Source organism: Streptomyces sp. CA-251387 (assembly GCF_050936625.1).
In the GTDB taxonomy this organism is placed as follows: Bacteria; Actinomycetota; Actinomycetes; order Streptomycetales; family Streptomycetaceae; genus Streptomyces.
In genome coordinates, this window is sequence record NZ_JBNJMJ010000001.1 from 3,469,340 (window position 1) to 3,488,698 (window position 19,359).

Sequence of the window (19,359 nt, forward strand, 5' to 3'; positions counted from 1 at the left end):
TCCCCTTCACCGTGGAAACCGTAAGCTGAAAAACACGAGACGTCGCTCGCGTTTCTCTAGAATGCGAGCGACCACTCGCGTTTGTCAATCATGTTCGGAGAGCTGGGGATAACGCGTGCCCGTCAACCAGGAGAAGGACCAACAGGGGAAGGGCCACCAGGAGAAGGAGCAGCCGCGCCGCCGCCAGGCCCGCGGTGAGCGCCGTATCGCCCAGCTGCTGGAGGCCGCGGCCGTCGTCTTCACCACCACCGGCTACACGGCCGCCAGCACCAACGCCATCGCCCGCGAGGCAGGCGTCTCACCAGGCACGCTGTACCAGTTCTTCCCGAACAAGGAAGCGATCGCGATCGAGCTGGGTGACCGGCTCATGCACGAGATGCGCGAGACGTACGGCGAGGCGCTCGCGCCGGTCGATCCCGCGACGCCCCCGGAGGAGGCGGTCGGCTCGGCCGTCGACCGGTTCATCGCCTTCAACTGCGAGCACCCGGTGTTCTTCGCACTGATGCACGGCCCCGACATCCCCGGCCGCATCACCGAGGAGCACGACGCCCTGCACGCGACCCTGCTCTCCCGGATCGAGGGCCTGCTCTCCTCACTCCTGCCGGACACCCCGCCGACCGACCTCGCCCGGATCGCACACATGTGCCTGGGTCTGTACAAGGCGGGCCTGGAGCTGATCCTGGCCCACGAGGGCGCCGAGCGCGACGCCTACGTCCGGGAACTGAAGAACGCCCTGGTCCGCTACCTCGACCCCCTGGTGGGCAACCGGCTGGGACACCCCGGCTCCCCCTGAGGCGACGCGCCGCCCCGGCATGCGTTCGTCCGCCCGCCCGGACCCCTCTTGGAGAAATACCCCGTAGGGGTATAGCGTGGAATACGGAGGCCCCCGTGACCCCCTCAGTCCCACATGCCTCGACGAGGAGAACGACATGAGCGCCCAGACCGACACCCCGGGTTCCGTCACCGCCGTCTACAAGGTGAGCGGCATGAGCTGCGGGCACTGCGAGGGTGCCGTATCCGGCGAGATCTCCGAACTCCCCGGCGTCAGCTCGGTGAAGGCCGTCGCCTCCACCGGCGAGGTCACCGTCGTCTCCGCGGCGCCGCTGGACGAAGAGGCCGTACGCGCGTCCGTCGACGAGGCGGGCTTCGAGCTGGTCGGCAAGATCTGAGCCCTGCCATGCCCCGCACCACTGACCAACCGCCGATAGCCGGGACGGCCGAAGCGACCGGCGCGCCTGCCGGCGCCCCCGGCACGACCGCCGGTACCTCCGAAGTAGAGCTGCTCATCGGCGGCATGACCTGCGCCTCCTGCGCCGCCCGCGTCGAGAAGAAGCTCAATCGCATGGACGGCGTCACCGCCACGGTGAACTACGCGACGGAGAAGGCGAAGGTCAGCTATCCCGCGGGCATCCAGGTCGCCGACCTGATCGCCACGGTCGAGAAGACGGGGTACACGGCCGAGGAACCGGCTCCCCCGCAGCCCGCGCCGCAGGTGCCGCGGGAGGCTCCGGAAGACCCCGAACTGGCCGCCTACCGCCACCGGTTCACCGTCTCCGCCCTGCTCGCCGTACCCGTCGTCCTGCTGTCGATGATCCCGGCGCTGCAGTTCGACAACTGGCAGTGGCTCGCGCTCACCCTCGCCTCGCCGGTCGTAGTCTGGGGCGGACTGCCCTTCCACCGGGCCGCGTTCACCAACGCCCGGCACGGCGCGGCGACCATGGACACGCTGGTCTCCCTGGGCACGCTGGCCGCGTACGCGTGGTCCCTGTGGGCGCTGTTCTTCGGGGACGCCGGCATGGCCGGCATGCGGGACGACTTCGAGTTCACCGTCGCGCGCGTGGACGGCGCCTCGCAGATCTACCTCGAAGTGGCCTCCGGGGTCGTCACCTTCATCCTCCTCGGCCGCTATCTGGAGGCCCGCGCCAAGCGACGCGCGGGATCCGCACTGCGCGCCCTGATGGAGCTCGGCGCGAAGGACGTGTCCGTGCTGCGGGACGGCCGCGAGGTGCGCATCCCGGTCGACCAGCTGGCTGTCGGCGACCGGTTCGTCGTACGGCCCGGCGAGAAGATCGCCACCGACGGCACCGTCGTCGAGGGCACCTCCGCAGTGGACGCCGCCATGCTGACCGGCGAGTCGGTGCCGGTGGACGTGACCGTCGGGGACGCGGTCACCGGGGCCACGGTCAACGCGGGCGGGCGGCTCGTCGTCGAGGCGACCCGCATCGGCGCCGACACCCGGCTCGCGCGGATGGCGCAGCTGGTGGAAGAGGCGCAGAACGGCAAGGCCGAGGTGCAGCGGCTCGCCGACCGTACTTCCGCGGTCTTCGTACCGGCGGTCATCGTCCTCGCGGTCGCCACCTTCGGGGCCTGGCTCGGTGCCACCGACGACACCGTCGCCGCGTTCACCGCGGCCGTCGCGGTGCTGATCATCGCCTGCCCGTGCGCCCTGGGACTCGCCACCCCCACGGCCCTCATGGTCGGCACGGGGCGCGGGGCGCAGCTCGGCATCCTCATCAAGGGCCCCGAGGTGCTGGAGTCCACGCGCCGGGTCGACACGGTCGTCCTGGACAAGACCGGCACGGTCACCACCGGCCGCATGACCCTTCAGCAGGTGTACGCCGCCGAAGGCACCACCGAGGAGCAGGTGCTGCGGCTCGCGGGCGCCGTCGAGCACGCCTCGGAGCATCCCGTCGCCCGGGCGGTCGCCGCGGGCGCGGAGGAGCGGCTCGGGCGGCTGCCGGAGGTCACGGGGTTCGAGAACGTGCCCGGGCGAGGCGTACGCGGGCGCGTGGAGGGCCATGACGTGGCCGTGGGGCGCCTTTTCGAGGCGCTGCCCACCGAGCTCGCCCGGGCCGGGGAAGAGGCCGAGAGGGGCGGCCGTACGGCCGTCGTGGTCGGCTGGGACGGCGTGGCTCGCGGTGTCGTCGCCGTCGCGGACGCGGTGAAGGAGACCAGCGCCGAGGCGGTGCGCGAGCTGCGGGCACTGGGGCTCACCCCGGTGCTGCTGACCGGGGACAACCGGGCGGTCGCCGAGGCGGTGGCGCGGGCGGTCGGTGTCGATCAGGTGATCGCGGAGGTCCTGCCCGAGGACAAGGTCGAGGCGGTACGGCGGCTGCAGCGCGAGGGTCGGTCCGTCGCCATGGTCGGCGACGGCGTCAACGACGCGGCCGCGCTCGCCACCGCCGATCTGGGTCTCGCCATGGGCACGGGCACGGACGCGGCGATCGAGGCGGGCGACCTGACGCTGGTGCGCGGGGATCTGCGGGTGGCGGCGGACGCGATCCGGCTGTCCCGCCGGACGCTGGGCACGATCAAGGGCAACCTCGTGTGGGCTTTCGGATACAACGTCGCCGCGTTGCCGCTGGCCGCGGCGGGGTTGCTGAACCCGATGATCGCGGGAGCCGCCATGGCCTTCTCGTCGGTGTTCGTGGTGACGAACAGCCTGCGGCTGCGGACGTTCCGGTGAATTCCCGGTAAGAACCCCACTGGGCCCCTCTGGAGTCCGACGCCCGGCTCACATAAGCTCTTCACAAGACTCGCGCATCGTCCTTACGCTTGGGTCCCGATCGCCATATCGGGGCTCTTGCGCATCTAACGGACATATGCAAGAGACGCAGATCACAGTGATGTGAACGTAACCATCGAAGGGGTTCGAAGGTCTAAGTTGACGATGTCAGGCAGCGTCTTGGGGGGCGCTTACTGGCATCTGGGGATGTCTTGGGGGACTTCCTCAGAGTTGCGTTGCCGGGGCACGTACGTCGGGAAGCTTTGAGCGGCCCTCCCGGGCGTGCGCTGTCCCGGCAGATCGCACAGACAACCACATAGATGAGTACGTCGAGTTCTGCTCGTTCTGCTCAAAGCAGTACCGAAAGACAGCGATTCAGGCGCTGCTCTCTCAGACGCCCGGCCGGATCCCGTGGGGGGAATCCGCACCGGGACATGGGAAGGCGCCCTGGACGTCGGCCCGTGGGGGGACCGGCGCCAGGGCGCCTTCTTCTTTGTGCCTACGGAGGTACAGCGCCCCAAAAGGGGCGCGGGGAACTGCGCGACCAACCACAACGGCCCGCAGTCGCCCACGCTCCTTCAACGGCGAGCTCTCAGGCGAACGGCACTCCCGCCGGCAGGCGTCAGCGCTCCTCGACGGGAACGAAGTCGCGCTCCACGACACCCGTGTAGATCTGGCGCGGGCGGCCGATGCGGGAGCCCGGCTCCTTGATCATCTCGTGCCACTGGGCGATCCAGCCCGGGAGGCGGCCGAGGGCGAACAGGACCGTGAACATCTCGGTCGGGAAGCCCATGGCGCGGTAGATCAGGCCGGTGTAGAAGTCGACGTTCGGGTAGAGGCTGCGCGAGACGAAGTAGTCGTCGGAGAGCGCGTGCTCCTCCAGCTTCAGGGCGATGTCCAGCAGCTCGTCGGACTTGCCGAGGGCCGAGAGGACGTCGTGCGCGGCGGCCTTGATGATCTTGGCGCGCGGGTCGAAGTTCTTGTAGACCCGGTGGCCGAAGCCCATCAGGCGGACGCCGTCCTCCTTGTTCTTCACCTTGCGGATGAAGGAGTCGACGTCGCCGCCGGCGTCGCGGATGCCCTCCAGCATCTCCAGCACGGACTGGTTGGCGCCACCGTGCAGCGGGCCCCACAGCGCGTTGATGCCGGCCGAGATCGACGCGAACATGTTGGCCTGGGACGAGCCCACCAGGCGGACCGTCGACGTCGAACAGTTCTGCTCGTGGTCGGCGTGCAGGATGAGCAGCTTGTCCAGGGCAGAGACGACGATCGGGTCGAGCTCGTACTCCTGCGCCGGCACCGAGAAGGTCATGCGCAGGAAGTTCTCGACGTAACCGAGGTCGTTGCGCGGGTAGACGAACGGGTGGCCGATCGACTTCTTGTACGCGTACGCCGCGATCGTCGGGAGCTTGGCGAGCAGACGGATCGTGGAGAGGTTGCGCTGCGTCTCGTCGAACGGGTTGTGGCTGTCCTGGTAGAAGGTGGACAGCGCCGAGACGACCGAGGACAGCATGGCCATCGGGTGGGCGTCGCGCGGGAAGCCCTTGTAGAAGTTCTTGACGTCCTCGTGCAGCAGGGTGTGCTGGGTGATGTCGTTCTTGAACGTCGAGAGCTCGTCGACGGTCGGCAGCTCACCGTTGATCAGCAGGTAGGCCACCTCCAGGAAGGTGGAGCGCTCGGCCAGCTGCTCGATCGGGTAGCCGCGGTACCGGAGGATCCCCGCCTCGCCGTCGAGGTAGGTGATGGCGGATTTGTAGGCGGCGGTGTTGCCGTACCCGCTGTCCAGCGTCACCAGACCGGTCTGGGCGCGGAGTTTGCCGATGTCGAAGCCCTTGTCGCCGACGGTGCTGTCAATCACCGGGTAGGTGTACTCGCCGTCGCCGTACCGCAGTACTACAGAGTTGTCGCTCACGTCTTCCCTCACCGACGTTGTGCCTCATCTTCGAGGTTGCCCTGACTGTCTCTACCCTCCCCCATTCGGCTCAGGAGAGTGCACTCGGGGTCGACCATTGGGCCTATCGGCGGCACTCAGTGCCGCCAACCTGTCATCCTGCCCGCTGTTTTCCCCATCTGGAAGTGCTCTGTGACCTTCACGACTCGTTTGATCGATCATTTTTTTCGATGTCTCACGAATCGCCAGGTCAGGAGGGCGACCCGGCAGCGGGCCGGAAGCAGGTCAGAAGCCCGCGAGCCGGAAGTCGAGCGCCGTGCAGCGCCGCCCCGCCGACACCGTGCGCACGGCCTGGCCGATCGCCTTGCGTGAGCCCACGAGGACAACCAGTTGCTTGGCGCGGGTCACGGCCGTGTACAGCAGGTTCCGCTGGAGCATCATCCATGCTCCGGTGGTGACGGGGATCACCACAGCGGGATATTCACTTCCCTGTGAGCGGTGAATGGTCACCGCGTACGCATGCGCGAGTTCGTCCAGTTCGTCGAATTCGTACGGGACCTCCTCGTCCTCGTCCGTCAGCACCGTGAGGCGCTGGTCGACCGGGTCGAGCGAGGTGACCACGCCCACGGTGCCGTTGAAGACACCGTTCTTCCCCTTCTCGTAATTGTTGCGAATCTGGGTGACCTTGTCGCCGACTCGGAAGACCCGGCCGCCGAACCGCTTCTCCGGCAGATCGGGGCGTCCGGGAGTGATGGCCTGCTGGAGCAGGCCGTTCAGCGTGCCCGCGCCGGCCGGACCGCGGTGCATGGGGGCGAGGACCTGGACGTCCCGGCGCGGGTCGAGCCCGAACTTGGCCGGAATACGACGGGCCGCCACGTCCACCGTGAGCCGTCCGGCCGCCTCCGTGTCGTCCTCGACGAAGAGGAAGAAGTCCTTCATGCCGTCGGTGACGGGGTGCTGCCCGGCGTTGATCCGGTGGGCATTGGTCACCACGCCGGACTGCTGGGCCTGGCGGAACACGCGCGTGAGGCGCACGGCGGGGATGGGGCTGCCGTCGGCGAGCAGATCCCTGAGGACCTCCCCCGCGCCGACGCTGGGCAGTTGGTCGACATCCCCCACGAAGAGCAGATGGGCGCCCGGCGGTACGGCCTTGACCAGCTTGTTGGCGAGCAGCAGGTCCAGCATGGACGCCTCGTCGACCACCACCAGGTCGGCCTGGAGGGGACGGTCCTTGTCGTACGCCGCGTCACCGCCGGGCTTGAGCTCCAGGAGCCGGTGGACGGTGGAGGCCTCGGCTCCGGTGAGCTCGGCGAGGCGCTTGGCGGCGCGGCCGGTGGGGGCGGCCAGCACGACTCTGGCCTTCTTGGCGCGGGCCAGCTCGACGATCGAGCGCACGGTGAACGACTTGCCGCAGCCGGGGCCGCCGGTCAGGACGGCGACCTTCTTCGTCAGGGCCAGCTTGACGGCGGCCTCCTGCTCGGGGGCCAGGTCCGCGCCCGTACGGCCCTTCAGCCAGCCCAGCGCCTTGTCCCAGGCCACGTCATGGAAGCCCGGCATCCGGTCCTCGTCGGTGCGCAGCAGGCGCAACAGCTGGGCGGAGAGGGAGAGTTCGGCGCGGTGGAAGGGGACGAGGTAGACGGCGGTCACGGGATGGTCGGAGCCGTCGTCGGGACCGGGGACCTTCTCCCGTACGACACCGGGGTCGCCGCCGTCCTCCGGGACCTGGGCCAGCTCCGCCAGGCACTCGATGACGAGCCCGGTGTCGACCTGGAGGAGCTTCACCGCGTCCGCGATCAGCTGCTCCTCGGGGAGGTAGCAGTTGCCCTGGTCGGTGGCCTGCGACAGCGCGTACTGCAGGCCCGCCTTGACGCGCTCCGGGCTGTCGTGCGGGATGCCGACGGACTGGGCGATCTTGTCGGCGGTGAGGAAGCCGATGCCCCAGACGTCGGCCGCCAGCCGGTACGGCTGGTTCTTCACGACGGAGATCGAGGCGTCGCCGTACTTCTTGTAGATGCGCACGGCGATCGACGTCGACACCTCGACCGTCTGGAGGAAGAGCATGACCTCCTTGATCGCCTTCTGTTCCTCCCAGGCGTCGGCGATCTTCTTGGTGCGCTTGGGGCCGAGGCCGGGGACCTCGATGAGGCGCTTGGGCTCCTCCTCGATGATCTTCAGGGTGTCCAGGCCGAAGTGCTGGGTGATGCGGTCGGCGAAGACCGGGCCGATGCCCTTGACCAGGCCCGAGCCGAGATAGCGGCGGATGCCCTGGACGGTGGCCGGCAGCACGGTCGTGTAGTTCTCGACGGTGAACTGCTTGCCGTACTGCGGGTGGGAGCCCCAACGCCCCTCCATCCGCAGCGACTCACCGACCTGGGCGCCGAGCAGCGCGCCGACGACCGTGAGGAGGTCGCCGCCGCCCCGGCCGGTGTCGACGCGGGCGACCGTGTAGCCGTTCTCCTCGTTGGCGTACGTGATGCGTTCGAGCACGCCTTCCAGCGTGGCCAGTCGCCGCTCGCCCGCCTGGGATGCCCCCGCCTGATTGGACATGATCCGACGGTACCCGTCGGCACCGACAGCGGGGGCCGGGGCGATCAGCTGCTCAGCCGACGCTGAAGCCGATGCAGTCGTCCTGCGCGCCACGCCCGACCCGGAGGTGGGTCCCGAGGGCGTCGAGGCTTGCGCTTCCGTCTGTGCACAGTCTGCCCTCCACCACCTGGGCCGAGGCCGGACTGCTGCCGACCAGGACTGTGGCGAAGGCCGCCACGACGGACAGGGTGAAGATGGTCAGCCGGTGCCGCATACAGGCCATGGGAGCCTCGCTTCATTGCTGTGCGGATGGAGCGGTGACTGAACACTCTCCGGGCGGAACAGGCGGGAAACGGCGCGCAGGAGCACGGCAGGGAGTGCGGCCGGGTGTGTGGGCCGTACACCGCGCGCCTCATCACGATCCGGTCTCGGGATGTGGTTGAGGGCTTGATTAACCCCGGTGTAATCGATTCCAATCCTCCGTACACGTCGATGTAATCGATTCCACGAGCATCGATCACAGAACGACCGAACGATCCACAAGGAGGTGGAGCGGCGATGGCGAGCATCAAGGACGTCGCTGCCGAGGCGGGCGTCTCCGTCGCCACGGTCTCGCGCGTCCTGAACGACCATCCGTCGGTCAGCGCCGAGGCACGCACGCGCGTGCTGGCCGCCGTCGAGACCCTGGGCTACCGCCCGAACGCCGTCGCCCGTTCCCTGCGCACCGACCAGACCCACACCCTCGGCCTGGTCATCAGCGACGTGCTGAACCCGTACTTCACCGAACTGGCCCGCTCCGTCGAGGAGGAGGCCCGCGCGCTCGGCTACAGCGTCATCATCGGCAACGCCGACGAGCGGCCCGCCCTCCAGGACCACCACGTACGGAACCTGCTGGACCGCCGTATCGACGGCCTGCTGGTCTCCCCCACCGACGGCGGCTCGCCGCTGATGCTGGACGCCGCGCGCGCGGGGACGCCGATGGTCTTCGTGGACCGGTGGATCCCGGGCGTGGACGTGCCGGTGGTGCGAGCGGACGGACAGGCGGCCGTACGGGATCTCGTGGCACATCTGCACGGGCTGGGGCATCGCAGGCTCGCCATCATCGCGGGCCCCGCGGCCACCACGACCGGACGGGAGCGTGTCGAGGCCTTCAGGGAGGCGCTCGCCGCGTACGGCCTCGAACTCCCCGACGCCTACATAGGCCAGGGCGACTTCCAGGCCGACAGCGGGCGGCGGGTCACCGAGGGGTTCCTCGACCTGCCCGAGCCGCCCGAGGCCGTCTTCGCCGCCGACAACCTGATGGCGCTCGGCGCGCTGGACGCCGTACGCGCGCGTGGGCTGCGCGTGCCGGACGACATCGCGCTGGCCGCGTTCGACGACATCCGGTGGTTCGTGCACACCGATCCGCCGATCACCGCGATCGCCCAGCCCACGGGCGAGCTGGGCCGGGCCGCCGTACGGGCGCTGGTCGACCGCATCGAGGGACGGCCCGGCGAGTCCGTCACCCTCCCCGCCCGTCTCGTCGTACGCCGCTCGTGCGGCGAGAACCCCACCCCAGTGCAAAGGAGCACGTCGTGAGCAACCCGGACGAGTTGCTGCGCATCGAGGGCATACGGAAGACCTTCCCGGGCGTGGTCGCGCTGGACGGCGTCGACTTCGATCTGCGCCGGGGCGAGGTGCATGTGCTGCTCGGTGAGAACGGCGCGGGCAAGAGCACGCTGATCAAGATGCTCTCCGGTGCCTACACCCCCGACGCCGGGCGGATCCTGGTCGGCGGCGGGGAGACGCGCATCCACGGTGCGCAGGACTCCGAGCGCCTCGGGATCGCCACCATCTACCAGGAGTTCAACCTCGTTCCCGATCTGACGGTCGCCGAGAACATCTTCCTGGGGCGCCAGCCGCGCCGCTTCGGGATGATCGACCGGAAGAGGATGGAGGCCGACGCCGAAGTCCTGCTGAAGCGGGTCGGCGTCCACGTGTCCCCACGCGCGCGTGTCCGTGAACTCGGCATCGCCCGCCTGCAGATGGTCGAGATCGCGAAGGCGCTCAGCCTGAACGCCCGCGTGCTGATCATGGACGAGCCGACGGCCGTGCTGACCTCCGAGGAGGTCGACAAGCTGTTCGCGATCGTGCGCAAGCTGCGCGAGGACGGCGTCGGGATCGTCTTCATCACCCATCACCTGGAGGAGATCGCCGCCCTGGGCGACCGGGTGACGGTCATCCGGGACGGCAGGAGCGTCGGGCAGGTCCCGGCGTCCACGCCCGAGGACGAGCTCGTACGGCTGATGGTGGGGCGCTCGATCGAGCAGCAGTACCCGCGCGAACGGGCCGAGCAGGGTGCCGCGTTGCTCACCGTCGACGGGCTGACCAGGGACGGCGTCTTCCACGACGTGAGCTTCCGGGTGCACGCCGGTGAGGTGGTCGGCATCGCGGGGCTGGTCGGCGCCGGGCGGACCGAGGTCGTGCGGGCGGTGTTCGGGGCCGATCCGTACGACAAGGGCACCGTGAAGGTCGCCGGCAGCTCGATCGCCAAGTACGACGTCAACGCGGCGATGACCGCGGGCATCGGCCTGATCCCCGAGGACCGCAAGGGCCAGGGCCTGGTGCTGGACGCGTCCGTCGAGGAGAACCTGGGCCTGGTGACGCTGCGCTCGGCCACGCGCGCGGGGCTCGTCGACCTCAAGGGCCAGCGGGAGGCCGCCGCGCGGATCGCCGGGCAGCTCGGCGTGCGGATGGCGGGCCTCGGGCAGCATGTGCGCACGCTCTCCGGCGGCAACCAGCAGAAGGTCGTCATCGGCAAGTGGCTGCTCGCCGACACCAAGGTGCTGATCCTCGACGAGCCGACGCGCGGCATCGACGTAGGCGCCAAGGTCGAGATCTACCAGCTCATCAATGAACTCACCGCCCAGGGCGCCGCCGTGCTCATGATCTCCAGCGATCTGCCGGAGGTCCTCGGCATGAGCGACCGGGTCCTGGTGATGGCCCAGGGCCGGATCGCGGGCGAACTCGCGGCCGACGAGGCCACCCAGGACGCCGTGATGGCGCTCGCCGTCAGCACTTCCACCCCTCAGCAGACCGAATCGAAGACCGGAACGGAGGCCTCCCGTGGCCACTGACACGCTCAAGAGCACGACGGGCGCGCGTGACGCCTCGGGCGGCCTGCGCCGCCTCCTGCTCGACAACGGGGCGCTCACCGCGCTCATCGTCCTCGTCGTCGCGATGTCGGCGCTGTCCGGTGACTTCCTGACGGCCGACAACCTCCTCAACGTCGGCGTCCAGGCGGCCGTGACCGCCATCCTCGCCTTCGGCGTCACCTTCGTCATCGTCTCGGCGGGCATCGACCTGTCGGTCGGCTCGGTCGCCGCCCTGTCGGCCACCGTCCTCGCCTGGAGCGCCACTTCGGAGGGCGTCCCGGTCTTCCTCGCCGTACTGCTGGCCGTCGCGACCGGCATAGTGTGCGGTCTGGTCAACGGCTTCCTGATCTCGTACGGCAAACTCCCGCCGTTCATCGCCACGCTGGCCATGCTGTCGGTGGCCCGCGGACTGTCCCTGGTGATCTCGCAGGGCTCCCCGATCGCCTTCCCCGACTCGGTCTCGCACCTCGGCGACACGCTCGGCGGCTGGCTGCCGGTGCCCGTCCTCGTGATGGTCGGCATGGGTCTGATCACGGCGTTCGTGCTGGGGCGGACGTACATCGGCCGCTCGATGTACGCGATCGGCGGCAACGAGGAGGCGGCCCGCCTCTCCGGTCTGCGCGTGAAGAAGCAGAAGCTCGCCATCTACGCGTTCTCCGGTCTGTTCGCCGCCGCCGCGGGCATCGTGCTCGCCGCCCGCCTGTCCTCCGCGCAGCCGCAGGCCGCGCAGGGCTACGAGCTCGACGCCATCGCGGCCGTCGTCATCGGCGGCGCCTCGCTCGCGGGCGGCACCGGCAAGGCGTCCGGCACGCTGATCGGCGCGCTGATCCTGGCGGTGCTGCGCAACGGCCTCAACCTCCTCTCCGTGTCCGCCTTCTGGCAGCAGGTCGTCATCGGCGTCGTCATCGCGCTGGCGGTGCTGCTGGACACGGTGCGGCGCAAGGCGGGGGCGACCCCGGCGCCGGCGGGTGCCGGAGCGCCCGGCAACAAGGGCAAGCAGGCGGCCACGTACGTCCTCGCGGCCGTCGTCGCGGCGGCGATCGTCGGGGCCACGTCCCTCCTGCACAGCGGCTCGTCCTCGGCGACGACGCAGAAGGTCGGCCTGTCGCTGTCGACCCTGAACAACCCGTTCTTCGTGCAGATCCGGGCCGGCGCGGAGGCCGAGGCGAAGAAGCTGGGCGTCGACCTGACGGTCACCGACGCGCAGAACGACGCCTCCCAGCAGGCCAACCAGCTGCAGAACTTCACCTCCGAGGGCGTCGGCTCGATCATCGTGAACCCGGTGGACTCGGACGCGGCGGGCCCCTCGGTCCGCGCCGCCAACAAGGCCGACATCCCGGTCGTGGGCGTCGACCGGGGCGTCAACAAGGCCGACACGGCGGCGCTGGTGGCCTCCGACAACGTCGAGGGCGGCAAGCTGGGCGCCCAGGCGCTCGCGGAGAAGCTGGGCGGCAAGGGCACCATCGTGATCCTGCAGGGCCAGGCCGGCACGTCCGCCAGCCGTGAGCGCGGCGCGGGCTTCGCCGAGGGCCTGAAGGCCTACCCGGGCATCAAGGTCGTCGCCAAGCAGCCGGCCGACTTCGACCGCACCAAGGGCCTCGACGTCATGACCAACCTCCTCCAGGCCCACCCCGACATCGACGGCGTCTTCGCCGAGAACGACGAGATGGCCCTGGGCGCGATCAAGGCGCTGGGATCGAAGGCCGGCACGTCCGTCCAGGTCGTCGGCTTCGACGGCACCCCGGACGGTCTGAAGGCGGTCGAGGCGGGCACCTTGTACGCGTCCGTCGCGCAGCAGCCCAAGCAGCTCGGGCGGATCGCGGTGGACAACGCGGTGCGGGCGGCCGAGGGCAAGAAGGTCGAGGAGACGGTGAAGGTGCCGGTGAAGGTGGTCACGAAGGAGAACGTGGCCGGCTTCGGCGGCTGACATCGGCGAACGGCGAACGGGCGGGCGGCCGTTGCAGGAGCATGAGCCCATGAAGGCCCCATGCCTCATGGCGGCCGCCCTCCGCACGTCACTACGGGGACTATCAGGGGAGCAACCTCATGTACGACTACGACCTGCTGGTCGTAGGGTCGGCCAACGCCGACCTGGTGATCGGTGTCGAGCGCCGGCCGGGCGCCGGCGAGACCGTGCTCGGGTCCGATCTGGCCGTCCACCCGGGCGGCAAGGGCGCGAACCAGGCGGTCGCGGCCGCCCGGCTCGGGGCCCGTACGGCCCTGCTGGCCCGCGTCGGCGACGACGCGTACGGCCGGCTGCTGCTCGACTCACAGCGGGCGGCCGGCGTCGACACGGTGGGCGTCCTGGTCGGCGGCGCGCCGACCGGCGTCGCGCTGATCACGGTGGACCCGTCCGGGGACAACAGCATCGTGGTCTCGCCGGGGGCGAACGGACGGCTCACCCCGCAGGACGTACGGGCCGCCGCGAGCCTCTTCCAGGCGTCACGGGTGGTCTCCACCCAGCTGGAGATCCCGCTGGAGGCGGTCGTGGAGGCCGTGCGGAACCTGGCGGAGGGCAGCCGTTTCGTCCTCAACCCCTCCCCGCCCCGCCCGCTGCCGACCGAAGTGCTCGCGGCCTGCGACCCGCTGATCGTGAACGAGCACGAGGCGAAGGTCATCCTCGGCGACTCCGCGGTGGGCGAGACGCCGGAGGACTGGGCGCGGATCCTGCTCGCCAAGGGGCCCCGCTCGGTGGTGGTGACCCTGGGCGAGCAGGGGGCGCTGGTGGCCTCCTCGGCGGGGATGGCGCGGGTTCCGTCCGTGAAGGTGGACGCGGTGGACACCACGGGCGCGGGCGACGCGTTCACGGCCGCGCTGGCCTGGAAGCTCGGCACGGGCTCGACCCTGACGGAGGCGGCGGCGTACGCGGCCCGGGTCGGGGCGGCGGCGGTCACGAAGGAGGGCGCGCAGGACTCCTTCCCCACGGCGCCGGAGGTCGAGGCGCTGTGAAGAAGGCGGGCATCCTGAACCGTCACCTCTCCGGAGCCCTGGCCGAGCTGGGCCACGGCGACGGCGTGCTGGTGTGCGACGCGGGCATGCCGATACCGGACGGTCCCCGGGTCGTGGACCTGGCCTTCCGGGCCGGGGTGCCGTCGTTCGCCGTGGTGCTGGACGGTCTGCTGGCCGAGCTTGTGGTGGAGGGCGCGACGGCGGCGAAGGAGATGCGGGACGCCAATCCGGCGGCGGCCGCGCTGCTGGAGGGCGAGTTTCCCGAGCTGGAGCTGGTCACGCACGAGCGGCTGAAGGAGCTGTCGGCCGGGGCGCGGCTGGTCGTACGGACGGGGGAGGCACGGCCGTACGCGAATGTGCTGCTGCGCTGCGGGGTCTTCTTCTGAACGAACGTTTCGAGGGGCCCGGTCCGTCGACCGAGCCCCTCGGGTTTCCCCTCCCATCAGAACCCCCGCGATCCCCCCAGATCCCCCTCCAAGAGTCCTGATGCCAAGTACGACCCGCGAGGTGGGGAAAGGGTTGCACGGTCCCCACGGATTTTTTTCGGCGCATCCCGGCGGCGTATCCCGGCGGCGCTCGGCGTGCCGAGGAATCTGGGCGGACGTAGCGTTTCAGACATGTCAGAGGTAGACGAGAACCCCCTCACGTCCCTCCAGGACGACGTGCTCGACGAGCTAGGCGACGACCGGATCGGGGACATCGCGAGGCTGCTGGGCACGGACGAGACGGGCGCCCGGCAGATGGTCGGTACGACGGTGGCGGCCCTGTCCGGCGAGGCGGAGGCCGTCGCGACACCGCACGAGGCCCCGCTCACGGGCGTGGCCACGCTGGGCGGCTTCGCGACGGGCGGCCTCATGGCCGGGGTACTGGCCGAGGAGGCCGAGTCGGTGGCGCACGCGGTGGCCCGCAGGACGGGCCTGCCTCCGGATGCGGTGTCCCGTGTCGTGGGGATGGTGATTCCGGTGGAGCTGGCGGTGCTCACGAAGCGGACGGCCAGGAAATAGTGATCCGGGGCGCGAGAGCGGCGGCGTGAGCTGCACGAGCGGCCGACGGCGTTTCGCAACGGGTGTCCCTGGTGTGCGTCGTGCTCTGCACGGGTCGGCCGGGCCTCGTGGTCCCGCTGCCGTGAAGGAACGCCGTATTCCGGCCGGCCCGTGAGATGCTCGCCCGGCGTGCCGGTAGCGTCACCGGGTACCCGGGTACGTATCGGCTCGAAGGCGTCGACGGAGAGCGGGCGGGTGGGGCGATGAGCTGTGAACCCGGACCGCTGCGGCCCGAAGTGCCCGTCGCACTCGCGCCGCTGCACAGGTTTCCCGACCTGCTGCGGCGTCGCGCCACCGGCCTCACGCGACCGGAGTTCGCCCGGGCGCAGCGCGTCACCGTCGGGTGGGCGGTGCTGCCGCCGGCCCTGACGCTGACCGGGCTGCTGTCGCCGGACGTTCGGGCGGCCGCGCTCGGCTGTGCGGTCCTGCTGGGGGTGCTGGTGCTGCTGAGGGCGGTGCTGCTGGTGGTCTTCGAGCGCATCCAGCACCGCCATGAGCCCCGCTGGCTGGCCGAGCGGACGGCCGCCCTGCGCGGTCACGAGTTCCCGGTCCTGCGCTGCTCCGTCCGTTCCGACGAAACGCCGGGCCTCGCCCGGGTGTACGACCTGACCAGCGGCGACCAGGTGGGGCGGCTGCTGGACCGGCGGGCCCGGGAGCGGGCGTCGGGCACGCACTCCCGGGCGACCCTGGAGTTCGTGTGCGCGGCGACGGGGCGCGACCGGTTGCCGGCCGTCGCCGAGGTCCGCCGGGAGCTGGCCGAGCTGGAGCTGCTCACGGTGCGGCCGGGCGGCGCGCAGGCCCGGGTCCGTTTCCCGCAGGCGCGGTATCTGCCTCTGCTGGAGGCCGGCCGGCGCCCGGCTCGGCGGGCCTACTGGGAGCTGGCGGGGCCGGTCCTGGTGTCGGCGGCCGCTGCCGGTGCCGGGGACCGGGAGGGCGCAGCGGGGCCGCCGGTGTCGGCCAGGTGACGGTGCAGCAGTGAGTGCCGGAACTCGTAGTAGCCGTTGACCTGCCGCAGCACCCCCCGCTCCCGGGCGTCCTCGGCGAAGAGGATCAGCCGGCGCGGAGTGTGCCCGCGCAGCGCCAGCCAGGCACGCGACGGCAGGAACCGCCCCCACGCGCTGGACCCGAGCGCCATCATCCCCAGCCCGACGGAGCTGAGCAGCGCACCCGAGGCCGCTCCCAGCAACGCCTCCACGGCGCTGGGCAGTGCGTCGATCAGGTGCACGTCGTCCAGTTGCGGTGTTCTGCGGCCCTCCTTGAGCGCGGCACCGAGGTAGGCGCCGGTCAGCGCCCCGGGGACGGCGCCGGTGAGCCAGGCGTAGCGGATGGTGGTGCGGTCGGAGCGCAGGAGGCTGACGGGGGTCACGGCCTCCAGGGGGTCGCTCGGCTCGCTGAAGTAGCGGGCGGCGGCGAAGGTGAGGCCGCTGAGCAGGGCGCTGACGACGACGTGCACGGGGCGCTCGTACAAGAAGGCGACGATCACCGCGCAGGCGGCGCCGCCCATCGCCCCGAAACCCAGGACGCGTTGCAGCGCGTGGCGGCTGGGCGGCCGTACGGAACGCAGCCGCGGCTTGGCCCGCCGTGGGGCGTCCTGCGGGACCAGTTCCACGACGAGCGCGCCGACCACGGCGGCACCGAGCCCGATCCACAGGCCCAGCCAGGGGCGTTCGAAGAGGGCGAAGAGGATGACGGCGGCGGCCGAGCAGGCGAGCGCGGCGTTCGCCATGGCAACGGCCAGGAACACCCCGCGCGGCACCGAGCGGTGCAGATGCCACCAGGCGAACCGGTGGGTGCCCGGTTCGGCCTGCCGTGCCAGGAAGGACAGATAGCGCCAGGCCTCGTCGGCGGGGAAGGGGACCTTGGGGTTGTCGGGAGTGCGCCGGTAGGCCTCGGTGACGAAGTTGCCCAGCAGATACCGCTTGATCCGCTGCTCGGCGTCCACGTCGTCGGCCCTCAGCAGCTCCTCGGGCAGCGCACCGCCGAGCGCCACGGCCAGCGACAGCATGAACGGCGTCTCCAGCGCCCGCGCCACCGGACCGTCCGGATGCGCGTCGAGCGTGGCAAGCAGCGGCCCCATGCCCTCCCCGCCGGCCCGTTCCAGGACCCCTCCCGCCTCGTCGGCGCGCAGCGGCTGCAGGCGTACGACGAGCGCGTCGCGCAGCACCCGGCCGGGCTCCAGGCCGGCGAACTCGGCCGCACGGCAGGTCAGGACGAAGGACCGGCCGACGAGTTCCTCCTGGATGGCGTGGAGGGCGGCGGCGCGGTCGGACGCCTCGTCCAGGCCGTCGAGGACGGGCAGCACATGCTCCCGCAGCAGTTCCTCGGCGAACCGCCGGTCCCTCACCCGCTCCCCCACGGCCGGGTGGTTCCTGGCGAGTTCGTCCGTCATCCAGTCGGTCAGGGAGCACGTGGGGTCCCAGGAGGAGAGCGGGAAGAGGACCGGGACGACACCGGGCTGGGTGGGCTCCAGGCTGAGCAGCACGCACAGGGCGGTCTTTCCGGCGCCGGGCTCACCCGTCACCACCAGCCGGGACAGGTGTCCGGCACGGGCGTGCCGGGTGAAGGCGCCGGTCAGCTGGTCGAGCACGCCTTCGTCGGGGAGTTCGGCGGAGAGCTGGGACGACCGCTCGGACCCCGGCTCGCGCCGCCAGCGCACGGCCATCCGGCGTTCCTCGTACAGCCCGCGGGACCGGCTCTCCTTGCGCCACTCCTGGGTCACCTTCTGGGCCAGCGCGGAGGCCGCCTCGTCGACGGTGACGCCCGGCCGGCGGCTCTGCAGGACGATACCGACGACGGGCAGCACCACGCCGACCAGGGCGAACCACAGCTCGACGGGCCCAGGACCGCCGTCGCGCAGCCCGAGCCCGACCACGACGACGGTGGCCACCACGACGACGGCCAGGACGGCACGGACCGCCGCGGCCTGCCGGTCCCAGTTCATGACGTGGCCTCCGGCGCGGCGGGCGGCAGCGCGTCCTCCCCGCGGGACAGGAACGCCAGGACGGCCGAACGGCGGGCCGGGCGCCGGGCCAGCCGCCCCAGCACCGGGAGCCTGCGGCTCACCCACGCCTGCAGGAGCAGGAAGTACAGCATCCCGCAGTACGGCCGGGCGGCCCGGCTGCCGTGGACGGCGGCCAGCCGGGGCCGGGCGGCCCGCAGGCGCCGCGCGATACCCGGCAAGGTCAGCGCGCCGCACGACACCGGCGTCGTGACACCGTTGCCCCGGTCCAACTCGGCATCCATGTAGTCGTCGAGCGACTGAAGGGTCTCCCCGAGGTCCATGACCAACTCCCGCTCGGCCGGCTCCAGACGGGGCTTGACCAGGCCGCACAGGATGAGGTGGGCGGCGGCGCCCTTGCCCCGGGTGATCTTCTCCAGGGCGTCGAGGGGGACGTCGGGTTCGCGTTGCCGACGGGACAGGACCTGGTACTCGTGCAGCGAGACCAGCGCCATGAACACGGACTCGTCGGGCCGGTGGGCCAGCTGCCGCTCGATCCCGTACACGAGCCGCCCGAGCAGCAGCTCCGCGGCGGTGCCGGGAACGAAGGGCCGGTTGCTCATGAGGTCGCCGAGGCGGGCGTCGGCGGCCGAGTCGGCGGGGCCGCCCCCGTCGATCAGGTCGTCGTAGAGCCGGGTGACCGCACCGGCGAGGACGGCCACGGCCGGCTGCGGCCGATGCCCGGTCAGCCGCGCGTAACTCAGCATGGCCAGCCCGAACTTCACGCTCATCACCCGCAGCGAGCCGTCGACGCGGGCGCGCTCCAGCGGATCGGCGAGGGTCTCGGCGACGAGCGGCGCGACGACCTGCTCGTACGTCTCCGTGAGCGCGGGAAGCGACCGATACGCGGCGCGCGCCGCAGCCGGTAACCCGACGGCCAGCCTCAGACTCCGCACCAGAGCCCCGACCTCAGCGACCCTCTGCTGCATCCCCGCTCCCGCCCCCAAGGGATCCGAGGGTCCCATAAGGGTGAGCAGGTGGTAAAGCGGTTCGGCGACAACCGGGAGGAGCCGGTCGGACACGGCGCCGGCACGCCTCGACCACCGCCAACTCCCCCTCGCCCAGCGGCAGTCGGCCCGCCTCCACGCTGTCCGCCGGACGGGCCGGGTCACCGCGCCCGGGACGGCCCGTCCGTGCGGGCGCCCGATGGGGGTCCGGGCCGGACGCCCCCCGCCTCCACGACCGGCCCGGCCCGTCGGACGGGCAGCACCCTGCGGCCGTGTCGCGGTCGCTCTCCGCGCTGCGCGACGCCGGCCCGCTCGGCGCCCGCCGGGCCGGCCGCAAGGTGCTCCACGCCAACCGGGTGCTCCACG

General features: G+C 71.1%; 15 protein-coding genes. 10 read left to right on the top strand and 5 right to left on the bottom strand.

Annotation, left to right across the window (positions count from 1 at the left end):
* The first annotated feature begins 115 nt into the window (after nucleotides 1-115).
* The 3 genes from ACQEV2_RS15355 to ACQEV2_RS15365 all read left to right on the top strand — a co-directional run bounded on the left by ACQEV2_RS15355 (nucleotide 116) and on the right by ACQEV2_RS15365 (nucleotide 3,466).
* On the top strand, nucleotides 116-793 hold the full coding sequence (locus ACQEV2_RS15355; RefSeq protein ID WP_433040594.1) for a TetR/AcrR family transcriptional regulator: 678 nt from the start codon (nucleotides 116-118) through the stop codon (nucleotides 791-793).
* Nucleotides 794-929: 136 nt separating this feature from the next.
* Nucleotides 930-1,169 (top strand): heavy-metal-associated domain-containing protein, encoded by a 240-nt coding sequence (locus tag ACQEV2_RS15360; protein WP_433040597.1) that lies wholly within the window; start codon nucleotides 930-932, stop codon nucleotides 1,167-1,169.
* Between the two features lie 8 nt (nucleotides 1,170-1,177).
* Nucleotides 1,178-3,466: a heavy metal translocating P-type ATPase gene (locus tag ACQEV2_RS15365; protein WP_433040600.1), complete on the top strand. Its 2,289-nt coding sequence runs from the start codon at nucleotides 1,178-1,180 to the stop codon at nucleotides 3,464-3,466.
* A 661-nt stretch (nucleotides 3,467-4,127) separates the two neighbouring features.
* Here ACQEV2_RS15365 and ACQEV2_RS15370 read toward each other — a convergent pair.
* The 3 genes from ACQEV2_RS15370 to ACQEV2_RS15380 all read right to left on the bottom strand — a co-directional run bounded on the left by ACQEV2_RS15370 (nucleotide 4,128) and on the right by ACQEV2_RS15380 (nucleotide 8,196).
* Nucleotides 4,128-5,417: a citrate synthase gene (locus tag ACQEV2_RS15370; protein ID WP_004001096.1), complete on the bottom strand. Its 1,290-nt coding sequence runs from the start codon at nucleotides 5,415-5,417 to the stop codon at nucleotides 4,128-4,130.
* 264 nt (nucleotides 5,418-5,681) lie between these two features.
* A complete protein-coding gene (gene recD2 / locus ACQEV2_RS15375) occupies nucleotides 5,682-7,943 on the bottom strand; it encodes an SF1B family DNA helicase RecD2 (RefSeq protein WP_433040604.1) in 2,262 nt (753 codons plus the stop codon).
* Between the two features lie 52 nt (nucleotides 7,944-7,995).
* Complete coding sequence (locus ACQEV2_RS15380) at nucleotides 7,996-8,196, bottom strand: hypothetical protein (protein WP_433040607.1); 201 nt, start codon at nucleotides 8,194-8,196, stop codon at nucleotides 7,996-7,998.
* A gap of 284 nt (nucleotides 8,197-8,480) precedes the next feature.
* Here ACQEV2_RS15380 and ACQEV2_RS15385 point away from each other — a divergent pair, with 284 nt between their 5' ends.
* The 7 genes from ACQEV2_RS15385 to ACQEV2_RS15415 all read left to right on the top strand — a co-directional run bounded on the left by ACQEV2_RS15385 (nucleotide 8,481) and on the right by ACQEV2_RS15415 (nucleotide 16,013).
* A complete protein-coding gene (locus tag ACQEV2_RS15385; protein ID WP_433040610.1) occupies nucleotides 8,481-9,500 on the top strand; it encodes a LacI family DNA-binding transcriptional regulator in 1,020 nt (339 codons plus the stop codon).
* The gene (locus ACQEV2_RS15390) at nucleotides 9,497-11,038 is read left to right on the top strand and encodes a sugar ABC transporter ATP-binding protein (protein ID WP_433040613.1); all 1,542 of its coding nucleotides are present in this window, start codon (nucleotides 9,497-9,499) and stop codon (nucleotides 11,036-11,038) included. The genes ACQEV2_RS15385 and ACQEV2_RS15390 overlap by 4 nt, the downstream gene beginning before the upstream one ends.
* Nucleotides 11,028-12,983 (top strand): ABC transporter permease/substrate-binding protein, encoded by a 1,956-nt coding sequence (locus ACQEV2_RS15395; protein WP_433040616.1) that lies wholly within the window; start codon nucleotides 11,028-11,030, stop codon nucleotides 12,981-12,983. The genes ACQEV2_RS15390 and ACQEV2_RS15395 overlap by 11 nt, the downstream gene beginning before the upstream one ends.
* A gap of 119 nt (nucleotides 12,984-13,102) precedes the next feature.
* The gene (locus ACQEV2_RS15400) at nucleotides 13,103-14,005 is read left to right on the top strand and encodes a ribokinase (RefSeq protein ID WP_433040619.1); all 903 of its coding nucleotides are present in this window, start codon (nucleotides 13,103-13,105) and stop codon (nucleotides 14,003-14,005) included.
* The gene (rbsD, locus tag ACQEV2_RS15405; RefSeq protein ID WP_250085840.1) at nucleotides 14,002-14,391 is read left to right on the top strand and encodes a D-ribose pyranase; all 390 of its coding nucleotides are present in this window, start codon (nucleotides 14,002-14,004) and stop codon (nucleotides 14,389-14,391) included. Before ACQEV2_RS15400 ends, rbsD begins: the two co-directional genes overlap by 4 nt.
* Before the next feature lie 231 nt (nucleotides 14,392-14,622).
* Nucleotides 14,623-15,009 carry a DUF937 domain-containing protein gene (locus ACQEV2_RS15410; RefSeq protein ID WP_433040623.1) on the top strand — a complete coding sequence of 129 codons (387 nt, stop codon included), beginning with the start codon at nucleotides 14,623-14,625 and terminating at the stop codon, nucleotides 15,007-15,009.
* Nucleotides 15,010-15,251: 242 nt separating this feature from the next.
* Nucleotides 15,252-16,013: a hypothetical protein gene (locus ACQEV2_RS15415; protein WP_433040626.1), complete on the top strand. Its 762-nt coding sequence runs from the start codon at nucleotides 15,252-15,254 to the stop codon at nucleotides 16,011-16,013.
* On the opposite strand, the gene ACQEV2_RS15420 is transcribed toward ACQEV2_RS15415, so the two are convergent.
* A complete protein-coding gene (locus ACQEV2_RS15420; RefSeq protein WP_433040629.1) occupies nucleotides 15,917-17,989 on the bottom strand; it encodes an NACHT domain-containing protein in 2,073 nt (690 codons plus the stop codon). The two genes, ACQEV2_RS15415 and ACQEV2_RS15420, sit on opposite strands and share 97 nt — an antisense overlap.
* Complete coding sequence (locus ACQEV2_RS15425; protein ID WP_433040632.1) at nucleotides 17,986-18,975, bottom strand: hypothetical protein; 990 nt, start codon at nucleotides 18,973-18,975, stop codon at nucleotides 17,986-17,988. Before ACQEV2_RS15425 ends, ACQEV2_RS15420 begins: the two co-directional genes overlap by 4 nt.
* Nucleotides 18,976-19,359: the final 384 nt, after the last annotated feature.

Bases quoted from the DNA above. Each gene is read 5' to 3' on its own strand.
- ACQEV2_RS15360 (WP_433040597.1), top strand. From the start codon at position 930: ATGAGCGCCCAGACCGACACCCCGGGTTCCGTCACCGCCGTCTACAAG.
- ACQEV2_RS15385 (WP_433040610.1), top strand. From the start codon at position 8,481: ATGGCGAGCATCAAGGACGTCGCTGCCGAGGCGGGCGTCTCCGTCGCC.
- ACQEV2_RS15425 (WP_433040632.1), bottom strand. From the start codon at position 18,975: ATGCAGCAGAGGGTCGCTGAGGTCGGGGCTCTGGTGCGGAGTCTGAGG.
- ACQEV2_RS15410 (WP_433040623.1), top strand. From the start codon at position 14,623: ATGTCAGAGGTAGACGAGAACCCCCTCACGTCCCTCCAGGACGACGTG.
- ACQEV2_RS15365 (WP_433040600.1), top strand. From the start codon at position 1,178: ATGCCCCGCACCACTGACCAACCGCCGATAGCCGGGACGGCCGAAGCG.
- recD2 (WP_433040604.1), bottom strand. From the start codon at position 7,943: ATGTCCAATCAGGCGGGGGCATCCCAGGCGGGCGAGCGGCGACTGGCC.
- ACQEV2_RS15415 (WP_433040626.1), top strand. From the start codon at position 15,252: ATGAGCTGTGAACCCGGACCGCTGCGGCCCGAAGTGCCCGTCGCACTC.
- ACQEV2_RS15400 (WP_433040619.1), top strand. From the start codon at position 13,103: ATGTACGACTACGACCTGCTGGTCGTAGGGTCGGCCAACGCCGACCTG.
- ACQEV2_RS15420 (WP_433040629.1), bottom strand. From the start codon at position 17,989: ATGAACTGGGACCGGCAGGCCGCGGCGGTCCGTGCCGTCCTGGCCGTC.
- ACQEV2_RS15380 (WP_433040607.1), bottom strand. From the start codon at position 8,196: ATGCGGCACCGGCTGACCATCTTCACCCTGTCCGTCGTGGCGGCCTTC.